This window comes from Zoogloea ramigera (assembly GCF_006539865.1).
In the GTDB taxonomy this organism is placed as follows: domain Bacteria; phylum Pseudomonadota; class Gammaproteobacteria; order Burkholderiales; family Rhodocyclaceae; genus Zoogloea; species Zoogloea ramigera.
In genome coordinates, this window is sequence record NZ_BJNV01000093.1 from 1 (window position 1) to 11,517 (window position 11,517).

The window sequence follows — 11,517 nt, forward strand, 5'->3', positions numbered from 1 at the left end:
CCAGCCCCACTCCCCACTCCCCACCCTCCACTCCCGGTATACTCTGGCCCGCCCATGCCCGTCGAACACTACGAGAACTTCCCCGTCGCCTCCTTTCTGCTGCCCGCGCGTCTGCGCGAGCCGGTGGAGGCGATCTACGCCTTTGCCCGCTCGGCCGACGACATCGCCGACGAGGGCAACGAGCTGGCGCGGGTGCGCCTCGAGCGGCTCGACGCCTACCGGCGCCACCTGCGCTCGGCCGAGCGCAAGCGGCCCATCGACGACCCTGCGCTCGCCCCCATGTTCGACCGCCTCGGCCGCAACATCCGGCGCCACAAGCTGCCGGTGGGGCTGTTCCGCGACCTGCTTGACGCCTTCAGCCAGGACGTCAAGAAGACCCGCTACGCCGACTTCGCCGAGCTGGCCGACTACTGCCGCCGCTCGGCCAACCCGGTCGGGCGGCTCATGCTGCGCCTCTACAAGGCCGACACGCCGGCCAACCTCGAGCTGTCCGACAAGATCTGCACCGCGCTGCAGCTCATCAACTTCTGGCAGGACGTGGAAGTCGACTGGCGCAAGTACCGCATCTACATCCCGCTGGCCGACATGGAGCGCTTCGGCGTCACCGAGGCCGTCATCGCCGCCGGCGAGGTCACCCCGCAGTTTTCGGCGCTGATGGATTTCGAGATCCAGCGCGCCCGCACCATGATGCTGCAGGGCGCGCCGCTGGCCCGCCGGCTGCCCGGCCGCATCGGCTGGGAACTCCGCCTGGTGGTGCAGGGCGGGCTGGCGATTCTCGACAAGATCGAAGGGGTCGGCTACGACGTGTTCACCCGCCGCCCGGCCCTCGGCAAAACAGACTGGCTGCGCCTCATCTGGCGCGCCGCCACCCGGTAGCCCACCATGACCGACCCCCACGCCTACTGCCAGGAAAAAGCCTCCAGCAGCGGCTCCAGCTTCTACTACAGCTTCATGTTCCTGCCGCCCGAGCGGCGCCAGGCGATCACCGCCCTCTACGCCTTCTGCCGCGAGGTCGACGACGTGGTGGACGAATGCCACGACCTGCAGGTCGCCCAGACCAAGCTCGACTGGTGGCGCAACGAGGTGCGCCAGGTGTACGGCGGCCAGCCCCAGCACCCGGTCGGCCAGGCGCTCAAGGACGTCATCCAGCGCTTCCCGCTCCCCATGGAGCAGCTGCTCGAAGTCATCGACGGCATGCAGATGGACCTCAACCAGACCCGCTACCTCGACTGGAAGGCCCTCAACCTCTACTGCTACCGGGTGGCCAGCGTGGTCGGCCTGCTGTCGGCCGAGATCTTCGGCTACACCAACCGCCAGACGCTCAAATACGCCCACGACCTCGGCCTCGCCTTCCAGCTCACCAACATCATCCGTGACGTGGGCGAGGACGCCCGCCGCGGCCGCATCTACCTGCCGGTCGACGAGCTGCAGCGCTTCAACGTGCCGGCCCGGCAGATCCTCGACGCCAAGCACTCCGACAACTTCCGCGAGCTGATGGCCTTCCAGGCCGCCCGCGCCCGCCAGCTCTACGACCAGGCCTTCGCCCAGCTGCCCGCCGAAGACCGCAAGGCCCAGCGCCCCGGCCTCATCATGGCCGCCATCTACCGCACCCTGCTCGACGAGATCGAGGCCGACGGCTTCCTGGTGCTCGACCGCCGCACCTCGCTCACGCCGCTGCGCAAGATCTGGATCGCCGGGCGCACCTGGTTCAAGGGATGACCTCCGCCCCCCAGGTCGCGGTGGTGGGCGGCGGCTACGCCGGCTTCGCCGCCGCCGTCACGCTGGCCCGCGGCGGCGCCCGGGTGACCCTGTTTGAAAGCTCCCGCGTGCTCGGCGGCCGCGCCCGAGTCGTCGAAAAAGACGGCCAGCGGGTCGACAACGGCCAGCACATTTTGCTGGGCGCCTACACCGAAACCCTGCGCATGCTGCGCCTGGTGGGCGTCAAACCCAGCGTGCTCGAAACCCGCCGGCTGGCCCTGGTGTACCCCGGCGAAGCCTGCGAACTCCGCGCCGCCCCGCTGCCCGCCCCGCTGCATCTGGCAGTCGGCCTGCTGCGCGCCCGTGGCCTCGGCCTCGCCGACAAGCTCGCCATGGCGCGGCTGATGCGCCACCTCAAGGCCCGCCGCTTCCGCATCGAGCCCGACCAGCCGGTGGCGGCCCTGCTCGCCGACACCGCACAAACCGAACGCCTCAGCCGCCTGATCTGGGAGCCGCTGTGCGTCGCGGCCCTCAACACCCCGGTCGGCGAAGCGTCGGCCCAGGTCTTCGCCAACGTGCTGCGCGACAGCCTCGCCGCCGGCGAATCGGCGTCGCACCTGCTGATCCCGCGGGTCGACCTCTCCGAGCTCTTCCCGGTGCCCGCCTCCCGCTGGCTCGCCATGCGCGGCCACACCGTGCGCAGCTGCGAACCCATCAAGGCCATCACCCGCGACGGCGACGCCCTGCTGCTCGACGGCGACCCGCGCAGCAAGCGCTACGACCACGTCGTCGTCGCCACCGCGCCCTACCACGTGGGCGGGCTGGTGGGCGAGCTGCCGGCGCTGGCCCCGGTCGTCGAGGCCATCGACGCCCTGCGCCACGAACCCATCGTCACCGCCTGGCTCGCCTTCGACGGCCCGCTGCGCTTCCCCGACCCCATGATCGGCCTCGCCGGCGGCTACGGCCAATGGGCCTTCGACCGCGCCGCCCTCGGCGGGCCCGAAGGCCTCGTCGGCGTCGTCATCAGCGCCAGCGGCCGCCACCAGCAGATCACCCGCGAAGCCCTCGAGATCGCCCTCCTCGAAGAACTCCAGCACGCCGTGGGCCCCCTGCCCGCGCTCAAGTGGTCGCAGCTCATCACCGAAAAACGCGCCACCTTCGCCTGCACCCCCGGCCTCGCCCGCCCCGGCAACGCCACCCCCGACCCCGGCCTGTGGCTCGCCGGCGACTACACCGCCTCCCCCTACCCCGCCACCCTCGAATCCGCCATCCAGAGCGGCACCACCGCCGCCCGCAGCGTGCTCAAGGCCTGCGGGCTGAAGGAGGTGGGGGTGCTGGGGATATAACGCAGAGAGCACGTACCATCCAGCACCGTCCCCCCTGAACGCAGAGGCACGAACCGCCCAGCACCGTCCCCCCTAAACGAAGAGGCACGAACCGTCCAGCACCGCCCCCCCCTGCCAAGGGGGGACAGGGGGGTCTGGCTGGAGACATCGCGAGTCCACGCTGCCCCTCCGCCAAACCCCTCCCCGGCCCTCCCCTTGTCAGGGGAGGGAGACAAAACCCCGCCAGACAACGGAGAGCCGCGACTGATCCGGCACGGTTCCCTCTGAACGATGAAGCACGAACCGCCCAGCACCGTCCCCCTGAACGAAGAAGCACGAACCATCCAGCACCGTCCCCCCGAACGAAGAAGCACAAACCGCCCAGCACCGTCCCCCTGAACGAAGAAGCACGAACCATCCAGCACCGTCCCCCCCTGCCAAGGGGGGACAGGGGGGTCTGGCTGGAAGTGACATCAACACCTCAAGGCTGCGATCTTTCCGCACAAGTCCTCATACACGCCTTCAAGCTCTTGAAGCACCTCACGGTTGGCATAGCGTAGAACGGTCAGCCCGAGCGCATTGAGTCGGCTTGTCCGCTGTGAGTCATAGGCGATCTGTTCCGCATGGCTATCGCCATCGATCTCTATGACAAGCCGAAGCTCCGCGCAGTAGAAATCGACGATATACACATCAATGGGCTTTTGGCGCACAAACTTGAGACCACACAACTGCCTGGCGCGAAGCATCTGATTCCAGATCAGCAATTCAGCGGGCGTGGGATTGTGACGATTGTCGCGAGCGAAAGTCGTCAAGCGCTTTTCATAGGGCACAAAATCCATTTTCTTCACGATTACACGCCTCCTCGGTGCAAACCACCACAGCCAAACCCCTCCCCGGCCCTCCCCTTGTCAGGGGAGGGAGACAAAACCCCGCCAGACAACGAAGAGCCCCGACTCATCCAGCACCGCCCCCCCCTGAACAAAGAAGCACAAACCGTCCAGCACCGCCCCCCCCCTGAACAAAGAAGCACAAACCATCCAGCACAGCCCCCCTGAACGAAGAGGCACGAACCGTCCAGCACCGTCCCCCCCTGCCAAGGGGGGACAGGGGGGTCTGGCTGGCTGGAGGCATCGCAAGTCCACACGCGGCCCCTCCGCCAAACCCCTCCCCGGCCCTCCCCTTGTCAGGGAAGGGAGTGTTCGTCGCCGTTCATCACCGTCACCCGCCCCCCCGTCTCTGCCACGATCCTCTCCGCCAGCGCCTGCCGGGCTTCGGTATCGCCGTGGATCAGCCTTACCTCGGCCGGCAGCTGCCCCATGCGGGTGACGAAGCGGACGAGGTCGTTCTGGTCGGCGTGGGCGGAGTAACCCGACAGGCTGTGGATGCCGGCGCGGATGGTGATGCGTTCGCCGTCGAGGTCCACATAACCGCCGCCGGGGCCGTGGGTCTGGATGGCGTTGCCGGGGGTGCCGCGGGCCTGGTAGCCGACGAACAGCACGTCGTGGCGCGGGTCGTGGAGCATGGCCTTGAGGTAGTTCATTACCCGCCCGCCGGCGCACATGCCGCTGGCGGCGATCACCACCGCCGGCTCGCCGCTGCGGGCCAGGCGGCGCACGTTGGCCTCGTGGTCGACGTGCTCGTCGATGGCCACCAGCTGCTCGAAGGCCAGCGGCTTGCGCCCGGCCCGCACCCGAGCCAGCGCCTCGGTGTCCCAGAAGGGCTGGAGCTCGCGGTACACCCGGGTAAAGCGCCCGGCCAGCGGTGAATCGAGGTAGATCGGCAGCCAGGCCCACTGGGCGGCGTGGGGCCCGGGGTTCTTCTGCTGGCGGTACAGGATGTCCTCGAACTCATACAGCAGCTCCTGCGTGCGACCGATGCTGAAGGCCGGCACGATCACCGTGCCGCCATTACCCAGCGCCCGCTCCACCACCGCCTGCAGGCGCTCACGGCGGGTGTGGCGGTTTTCGTGGAGGCTGTCGCCGTAGGTGCTCTCGAGCACCACCACGTCGGCCGCCTCGGGCGAGCGCGGCGCCGGCAGCATCGGCGTCCAGGGTGCGCCCAGGTCGCCCGAGAACACCACCCGCCGCGTCTCGCCCCCCGGGCGGGTGATGTCGCATTCCACATAGGCCGACCCCAGGATGTGCCCCGCCCGCTGCAGGCGGATGCGGCACGCACCGCCGGGGCCGGCGAACACCGGCTGCCAGGCATCGTAGGCCAGCGGCCGGATGCGCGCCTCCACCATCCGCAGATAACGCTCGACCAGCCGCGCGTCACGGGTGACGCCCATCGCGAAGGCATCCGCCAGCACCACCGGCAGCAGCCGCGCCGACGGCTCGCTGCAATAGATCGGCCCCTTGAACCCCGCCGCCAGCAGCCACGGAATGCGCCCCACGTGGTCGATGTGCACATGGGTCGCCACCAGCGCCCGCACGTGCTCTACCGCAAAGCCGATCTCCAGCTGCTCTGCCCCCGCCCGCCCGTCCGGCGCCGTCTCGGCCCCCTGAAACAAACCGCAGTCGATGAGCAGGCTGTTGACGTCATCAATGAACAACTGGTGACACGACCCCGTCACCCCATTGAAGGCGCCGTGATGGACGATGTTGGCAAGCATGGATGAACCCCCGGGCAGTGGAAAGGCAGACGCAGCACGTATGCCCATACACTACACCAGGAATACAAAAAAAACCCGAACCAAATATCCCGCAGGTCGGGTTAGCGCAGCGTAACCCGACACCCCACCACTCGGCACCACGCAGCAATGCCGGGCCACGCTGCGCCTGCCCGACCTACAGGCGCAGATAGTTTTTGGCACGAACCGTGGGATTGTTGTAGTGGCGAACTTGTTCGCCCGCGGAGGTGGAATGGAGGATCAAGCCCGGTTTTGCCGACTGCGGGCGAGCAAGCTCGCCCCTACAGCAGCTCCACGACTCGTGCCAGAAATCCCCAGCTTCCGGTTCAGAGTCCGCCGTGTCGTGTCCAGAAGTCCGCGGGGGAGACGATGGGGTAACGATCACCCAGAACGAGCAAATCCTTGTCACCGGTAATCAGGTAATCGATGCTGCCTGACTGAACTGCCGCCAACAGCGTGCCCAGTACCGGCAGATCGTTCGTGTCCCTGAGCAATGGTTCATCAGGAGCATGCGGCTCCAGAATCTCGGCCTGGATCGACAAGATATCCAACAGGTCGTCGATTTCCACCGATGTCAGACCGTGCCGGTGACTGAGCCGGGGTAGCACCCGGCGCAATTCTTCCATGATGAAGTCCGACAGCACGACCTCGATCGAGCCCAACCTCCAGGCAGACATGATCCTTCCTGGGACGCTGCCTGGGAACGCGATACCGGAAAGTAGAACGTTGGTATCGAGAACAACCCGCAAGGTATGACCCATTTTCAGCGGGAGGCGAGCTTACTTTGCTCTTCGCGGTCTGCGGCTATCGCCGCCTCAATCTCCGCCATCCCGTCTGCTTCAGGAACACTGGAAAACCCCGCCTCGATCCGTTGGCACAGGGCGTCGAATCGCCCCTGCATGCGACGAATGCGTTCAAAAAGGCGGGCGTCGACCAAGGCAGCAACAGGCTTCCCATCCTTGTTGATCACCACACTATCGTGACGATACTGGACGAGGTTGAGCATCTCGCCCAGGTTCTGACGGAAGGCGACGGCACTTGTCTGGGTAATCATGGCAGGCTCCAATAAACCAGTTTGACCAGTATGATCATACTGCTTTTTTGCAAACTACCTGCCCAGAGCCGAGTTCCTCGAGCATCTGGCAAGCAGCCTTCCCCCGCGCACACCACGCAGCCATGCCGGGCCACGCTGCACCGGCCCGATCTACAGGCGCTGCCCGGTTTTCCTGTAGGTGCAAACTTGTTCGCCCGTGGAGCTGGAATGGAAGATCAACCCCGGTTTTGCAGGCTGCGGGCGAGCAAGCTCGCCCATACAGCAGCTCAACGGCTCGTGCCAGAAATCGCCAGCGTCCGGTTCAGTAACGCGTAGCCCCCTGGCCCTCCGGCCCGCCCACGCCCTACAATCCAGCGTCACGCCTTCGCCAACCCACCCCATGGACATCCTCGACGCCCTGCGCCTGGCCACCAGCGCCGACCTGTACCGGCTCCACCTCACCGTGGCGCGCCTCCTCGATGACCCCAAGCGCATCATCGAGATCCGCCGGCACCTCAACCTCGGCCTCGTCGTCTCCTACATCGCCGACGACATCCATGCAACGCAGCGGCAAGGCCAGATCGTCGAGCTGAAGACCACCCAGGCCGTCCTCGTCGACTCCGCCACCCACCACCGCTTAACCCTGCCCTACGCCGCCCTCGTGATCGACGGCCTGCCCCGCCGCCCGGACGAAACGCCCCCGCCCGCGCCCCCCGCGGCCCGCCGCGACGACTTCCGGCCCGGCGACACCGTCTCGTTCACCGACCAGCACCTGCAGGAGCACGTCGGCACCATCGTCCGCATCAACCAGAAAACCGCCTCCATCCAGTGCGACCCCAACCAGGGCCACTGGCGCGTCAGCTTCGGGCTGCTCAGGAAGATCGTGGATATTTGAAGCCCGGCCGCGTCGGGTTACGCCCTGCGGGCTAACTCGACCTACGGACTGGCCGGTCAACCCTCCGCCGCGCGGGCCAGGGACAATGCATCACGCAGGTTCAACAGAAGCATCGCCTGCCCACCCACATAGCCGCTCAGTGCCGACAGCGCGCGCTGTTCGATGGCGTCGGCATTCGTCAGGCCGAGACGAACCAGCGCCACGATATCCTCGCGATCACTCTCGGCGAGGCGGGCGATCTTGCTCACCGCCAGATCACAGGGTGACAGCACATACACATGGAACCACTCGAGCCCCAGCTCTACCGGGATCGCGTCGTTCTGGTAATCCTCGTGCATGAGCGCGAACGTCGGGTTGTAGTTTGTATCGAGATAGACGAGCTGAGGCGTTCCATCCTCAAGAGCGACCTCGACGGCCAGATCGTTCGGCAACAGCAGCCGGGCGCCGAATTCGGCATCGACATCCGTCGTCACCCGCCCGGCGGTATACAAGTGAACCGCCATCCCGCCCGCCAGGAAAACCTTGACCGGCACGCTCAAACCGAGGCGAGCCTCGAGGCGTTTGAAGAGGGCCTGCAAACCCTGCGCCAGGGCCGTATCGGTGTGCAGAAAGATGTTTGCGGCCACCCCTCAGGCCTCCTCGCGCAACTGGGCCTCAAGAAGATCCCGCAAACGCGGCAAGCTGGTCAGCCAGCCCCTGCGCAGCACATCCTCCGCGGCAAGGCGCTCATCCGGATGCGCCAGAAAATACCGCTCGCTCGCCGCCATCAATCCGGCAGAACTCAGGGGGTGACGCGCCCGGACAAGCATTGCCGCCAGCCTGAAGACATTCGCCTCCCGCTGATCGGATGCCCCCTCGGCGCCTCTCGTCGCCACCCCCCTGCACCGGTCAAGCATGACCGCCTCCGACTCGCGTCCCGACATCGCTGCATTCCTCCATCCGGCACCTTGCCGGCTGCTGCACTCTAAACGCGAAACGCCGGAAAACTCAACAAACACAGCGTGGTCGGGTTCGCGCAGCGTAACCCGACACCGTCCAGCCCCACCCACCCGCGCGCGCCACGCAGCGATGTCGGGTCACGCTGCGCTGACCCGACACAGGCTGGCCGGTTTTCTTGAAGGGGCTAAGCCCCGCCAGCTTCCCACGCCCAACAATCCAGCGCCACGCCTTCGCCAACCCGCCCCATGGACATCCTCGACGCCCTGCGCCTGGCCACCAGCGCCGACCTGTACCGGCTCCACCTCACCGTGGCGCGCCTCCTCGCCCCTGCGCCCCAGCATCCGAAACAGGTAAGACGTAGGTCGGGTTAGCGCAGCGTAACCCGACAAACCTCCCCCCCAGCACAGGCAAACCCCGCCTCAGCCCATCCGATCCACGCCGCAGCCACGTCAACTTGCACGTCATTCACAATCCCGAATATCATCGCCAGACATTTGCATGACATGCACCGCCGAGGATCGAAAGCATGCCAACGTCCATCCCCCCTGTTGCGCCGCCCCGCCCGATCACCGCGAAGCACCGCGCAATTTACGAGGAGATCGGCGCAACCACCGCGGAGCGTGGCGCAAACATCCAGGAGACCAGCGCAATCGCTCGGGAGACCCAAGAAATTTTCCAGCCAACCCGCGCGATTTTCCAGCCAACCCGCGCAACCTGCCAGGAGCACCGCAAAAACATTCCGGAGAGTGGCGCAGGGCATGGAGCAACCGGCGGAACACCCGGCACAAGCCCCCCAGGCATCGGGGCACATCGCCGAAGCTTCAAGGAGGTTCACCCTGGGCCTGCGTCAACTGGATGAAGAATTGCGCGGGTTGGCTGGAAAATTGCGCGGGTCGACGGAATAACCGGCAAAGCCGCCGCAAAAATAAAAAACCTTTAAAAACATAAACCTATAAAAAAACCCGCACTACAACCCCACCCGGCAGCCCGATTTTCACCCACGTCACACCACAGGAGGAGCACAACCATGGCCAAAACCAAAACCTACTACATGCCCAAGGACGACGCTGGCAAAGCCGCCCTTCTCGACCATCTGGCCAAGCACCTGCCGGCCCACGCCGCCGCGCTGGGCCTGACCGAGGCCGATATCAACGAAGTCAAGGCCGACGCCGACGCCTTCCGCTACACCCTGTCTGCCCTCAACACCGTGCAGTCCAACGGCAAGCTGTGGACCGCCTTCAAGAACCTGCAGCGCGACGGCGGCTCCGGCAGCACCGCCTACCCCAACGTCTCCAACCTGCCCGCCCCGGTGCCCGCCGTGCCGCTGGGCATCGTCCCGCGCCTCAGCAACCTGGTCGCCCGCATCAAGGCCGCCCGCAATTACACCGAAGCCATCGGCCAGGATCTCAACATCGTCGGCACCACCCAGCTGATGGACATCGACGACATCAAACCCATCATCGAGATCATCGTCCGCGCCGGCCGCCCCATCATCCAGTGGTCCAAGGGCGACGCCGACGCCCTCGAGATCTGGGTGGACCGCAACGACGAGCGCGGCTTTGGCCTCTTCACCATCGCCAACTCGCCCCGCATCACCGACACCACCCCGCTCCCCGCCACCCCCATCCACTGGAAATACAAGGCCATCTACCGTCTCAAGGACGCACAGATCGGCAACTGGAGCGAAGTCACCCCCGTCGCCGTCGGCGGCTAAACCCCTCCCCGGCCCTCCCAAACCCCTCCCCGGCCCTCCCAAACCCCTCCCCGGCCCTCCCAAACCCCTCCCCGGCCCTCCCCTTGTCAGGGGAGGGAGAAAACCACCGCACACCAAGCACGGTGCCCCCCTGCCAAGGGGGGACAGGGGGGTCTGCCCCGACACCAGAAAACAGCAGGCCAGCCGCAGAGGCCAAAACACGACCACCATCAATTTGTGCAATTGTTGCACTAAAATCCACTCATGCCAGTTGTCACCCGGTTTCCTGACTGTCGGATCCGCATCAATGCCAAGGACCACCCACCACCACACTTCCATGTGCTGCTCAACGATGGACGGGAGGCATGGGTGACGATTACTGAGCTGAAGATCGTTCACGGAAAGGTCGCGGCGCGGGAAATCGCCGAGGTGCTTGCCTGGGCCAATGAGAACCGCGCCATGTTGGCTGCCAGGTTTGAGGAGTTGCAACGATGAGCAAAGATCACTTCGTTTTGACGGCGGTCGAGCCGCTACCGAACTATGGCTTGCGCCTGACCTACGCGGATGGCCAGGCCTTCACAGTGGATCTGCGCGAGCGGATTCGCACGACAAGCTTTCTGGCGCCGCTAGAGAATGCCACCTTGTTTGCACAAGCCAAGCCAGGTTTTGCTGGCCGGTCGGTGGATTGGGTTGAGGATGAGCTCGATCTCGGCTCGGACAATCTCCGGCATCTGGCCGTAGAACAGGCAGGCGGTATCGGTCACGAGCGTATCTGGTCCTGGCTAGAGGACACAGGGCTGACGCTGGAGCAGGCAGCGGAAGCGCTGGGTATCTCCCGGCGCATGCTGATCTACTACCGTGACGGCGAGAAGCCGATTCCCCGTGCAATCTGGCTCGCATGCCTTGGTTGGGAGGCTGTCCGGCCGAAGGGTAGCAGCCTGCCTTTGCATGTGCCTTCTGCGCAGGAATACGCAGCGCTACATGCTGGCTGACCTGGCAACTCAGGAAGAGATGTTATGTACGTGAGATCGGCCGCCGATCAACCCGCGCTGTGCGAGCAAAAATGGTGGACACCTTCGCTGCTCAAAGAAATGGGATCAAGACGGGACAGGGGCGACGCTTACCCCCCAGCAGACGACAGACATGCGCTCACCAAACAAAACGGCCGCCGGAGGCATCTGCCCCGGCGGCCGTTTCAATTCCGACCCGAAAAACCAACCCGAAAAAACTCAGGCCTGGAGCAAGCGGTCAAGATCGGCCACGATCCGCTCTGCGGCCTTGCCGTCCCACAGCGCCGGGCGACGG

The 11,517-nt window shown here is 65.7% G+C and carries 14 protein-coding genes; 8 read left to right on the plus strand and 6 right to left on the minus strand.

Annotation, left to right across the window (positions count from 1 at the left end; all coding sequences use genetic code 11):
* Positions 1-54: 54 nt before the first annotated feature.
* The 3 genes from hpnC to hpnE are packed head-to-tail and all read left to right on the plus strand — an operon-like array spanning position 55 to position 3,044.
* Complete coding sequence (gene hpnC, locus ZRA01_RS18185) at positions 55-876, plus strand: squalene synthase HpnC (protein ID WP_141354791.1); 822 nt, start codon at positions 55-57, stop codon at positions 874-876.
* A gap of 6 nt (positions 877-882) precedes the next feature.
* Positions 883-1,719, plus strand: a complete 837-nt coding sequence (gene hpnD / locus ZRA01_RS18190) for a presqualene diphosphate synthase HpnD (protein WP_141354792.1) — start codon at positions 883-885, stop codon at positions 1,717-1,719.
* Positions 1,716-3,044, plus strand: a complete 1,329-nt coding sequence (gene hpnE, locus ZRA01_RS18195) for a hydroxysqualene dehydroxylase HpnE (RefSeq protein WP_141354794.1) — start codon at positions 1,716-1,718, stop codon at positions 3,042-3,044. The genes hpnD and hpnE overlap by 4 nt, the downstream gene beginning before the upstream one ends.
* Positions 3,045-3,496: 452 nt before the next feature.
* Here the strand turns inward: hpnE and ZRA01_RS18200 are convergent, their stop codons facing one another.
* The 4 genes from ZRA01_RS18200 to ZRA01_RS18215 all read right to left on the minus strand — a co-directional run bounded on the left by ZRA01_RS18200 (position 3,497) and on the right by ZRA01_RS18215 (position 6,706).
* The gene (locus tag ZRA01_RS18200) at positions 3,497-3,862 is read right to left on the minus strand and encodes an endonuclease domain-containing protein (protein ID WP_141354806.1); all 366 of its coding nucleotides are present in this window, start codon (positions 3,860-3,862) and stop codon (positions 3,497-3,499) included.
* Between the two features lie 344 nt (positions 3,863-4,206).
* Entirely contained in the window at positions 4,207-5,634 is a 1,428-nt protein-coding gene (locus tag ZRA01_RS18205; RefSeq protein WP_141354795.1) for an MBL fold metallo-hydrolase RNA specificity domain-containing protein, read from the minus strand.
* Between the two features lie 344 nt (positions 5,635-5,978).
* Positions 5,979-6,413: a putative toxin-antitoxin system toxin component, PIN family gene (locus ZRA01_RS18210; protein ID WP_141354796.1), complete on the minus strand. Its 435-nt coding sequence runs from the start codon at positions 6,411-6,413 to the stop codon at positions 5,979-5,981.
* A 2-nt stretch (positions 6,414-6,415) separates the two neighbouring features.
* Positions 6,416-6,706: a type II toxin-antitoxin system Phd/YefM family antitoxin gene (locus ZRA01_RS18215; protein WP_141354798.1), complete on the minus strand. Its 291-nt coding sequence runs from the start codon at positions 6,704-6,706 to the stop codon at positions 6,416-6,418.
* Positions 6,707-7,085: 379 nt separating this feature from the next.
* Here ZRA01_RS18215 and ZRA01_RS18220 point away from each other — a divergent pair, with 379 nt between their 5' ends.
* Positions 7,086-7,580: a hypothetical protein gene (locus ZRA01_RS18220; protein WP_141354799.1), complete on the plus strand. Its 495-nt coding sequence runs from the start codon at positions 7,086-7,088 to the stop codon at positions 7,578-7,580.
* A gap of 56 nt (positions 7,581-7,636) precedes the next feature.
* Here the strand turns inward: ZRA01_RS18220 and ZRA01_RS18225 are convergent, their stop codons facing one another.
* Together ZRA01_RS18225 and ZRA01_RS18230 are read right to left on the minus strand one after the other, a co-directional pair.
* On the minus strand, positions 7,637-8,206 hold the full coding sequence (locus tag ZRA01_RS18225; protein ID WP_141354801.1) for a DUF6036 family nucleotidyltransferase: 570 nt from the start codon (positions 8,204-8,206) through the stop codon (positions 7,637-7,639).
* Positions 8,207-8,209: 3 nt separating this feature from the next.
* Positions 8,210-8,503, minus strand: coding sequence for a hypothetical protein (locus tag ZRA01_RS18230; protein WP_218028754.1), 294 nt, complete (start codon positions 8,501-8,503; stop codon positions 8,210-8,212).
* 261 nt (positions 8,504-8,764) lie between these two features.
* Here ZRA01_RS18230 and ZRA01_RS21310 point away from each other — a divergent pair, with 261 nt between their 5' ends.
* The 4 genes from ZRA01_RS21310 (at position 8,765) to ZRA01_RS18245 (ending at position 11,204) form a co-directional block, all read left to right on the plus strand.
* Positions 8,765-8,890: a hypothetical protein gene (locus ZRA01_RS21310; protein WP_281279894.1), complete on the plus strand. Its 126-nt coding sequence runs from the start codon at positions 8,765-8,767 to the stop codon at positions 8,888-8,890.
* Positions 8,891-9,546: 656 nt separating this feature from the next.
* Positions 9,547-10,233, plus strand: coding sequence for a hypothetical protein (locus tag ZRA01_RS18235; protein ID WP_141354802.1), 687 nt, complete (start codon positions 9,547-9,549; stop codon positions 10,231-10,233).
* Between the two features lie 243 nt (positions 10,234-10,476).
* Positions 10,477-10,707, plus strand: coding sequence for a DUF4160 domain-containing protein (locus ZRA01_RS18240; protein WP_141354803.1), 231 nt, complete (start codon positions 10,477-10,479; stop codon positions 10,705-10,707).
* Positions 10,704-11,204, plus strand: coding sequence for a DUF2442 domain-containing protein (locus ZRA01_RS18245; RefSeq protein ID WP_141354804.1), 501 nt, complete (start codon positions 10,704-10,706; stop codon positions 11,202-11,204). The genes ZRA01_RS18240 and ZRA01_RS18245 overlap by 4 nt, the downstream gene beginning before the upstream one ends.
* Positions 11,205-11,517: the final 313 nt, after the last annotated feature.

Coding starts and splice junctions, on each gene's coding strand:
- ZRA01_RS21310 (WP_281279894.1), top strand. CDS start 8,765: ATGGACATCCTCGACGCCCTGCGCCTGGCCACCAGCGCCGACCTGTAC.
- ZRA01_RS18205 (WP_141354795.1), bottom strand. CDS start 5,634: ATGCTTGCCAACATCGTCCATCACGGCGCCTTCAATGGGGTGACGGGG.
- ZRA01_RS18245 (WP_141354804.1), top strand. CDS start 10,704: ATGAGCAAAGATCACTTCGTTTTGACGGCGGTCGAGCCGCTACCGAAC.
- ZRA01_RS18240 (WP_141354803.1), top strand. CDS start 10,477: ATGCCAGTTGTCACCCGGTTTCCTGACTGTCGGATCCGCATCAATGCC.
- ZRA01_RS18235 (WP_141354802.1), top strand. CDS start 9,547: ATGGCCAAAACCAAAACCTACTACATGCCCAAGGACGACGCTGGCAAA.
- hpnC (WP_141354791.1), top strand. CDS start 55: ATGCCCGTCGAACACTACGAGAACTTCCCCGTCGCCTCCTTTCTGCTG.
- ZRA01_RS18220 (WP_141354799.1), top strand. CDS start 7,086: ATGGACATCCTCGACGCCCTGCGCCTGGCCACCAGCGCCGACCTGTAC.
- hpnD (WP_141354792.1), top strand. CDS start 883: ATGACCGACCCCCACGCCTACTGCCAGGAAAAAGCCTCCAGCAGCGGC.
- ZRA01_RS18200 (WP_141354806.1), bottom strand. CDS start 3,862: ATGGATTTTGTGCCCTATGAAAAGCGCTTGACGACTTTCGCTCGCGAC.
- ZRA01_RS18210 (WP_141354796.1), bottom strand. CDS start 6,413: ATGGGTCATACCTTGCGGGTTGTTCTCGATACCAACGTTCTACTTTCC.
- hpnE (WP_141354794.1), top strand. CDS start 1,716: ATGACCTCCGCCCCCCAGGTCGCGGTGGTGGGCGGCGGCTACGCCGGC.
- ZRA01_RS18215 (WP_141354798.1), bottom strand. CDS start 6,706: ATGATTACCCAGACAAGTGCCGTCGCCTTCCGTCAGAACCTGGGCGAG.
- ZRA01_RS18230 (WP_218028754.1), bottom strand. CDS start 8,503: ATGTCGGGACGCGAGTCGGAGGCGGTCATGCTTGACCGGTGCAGGGGG.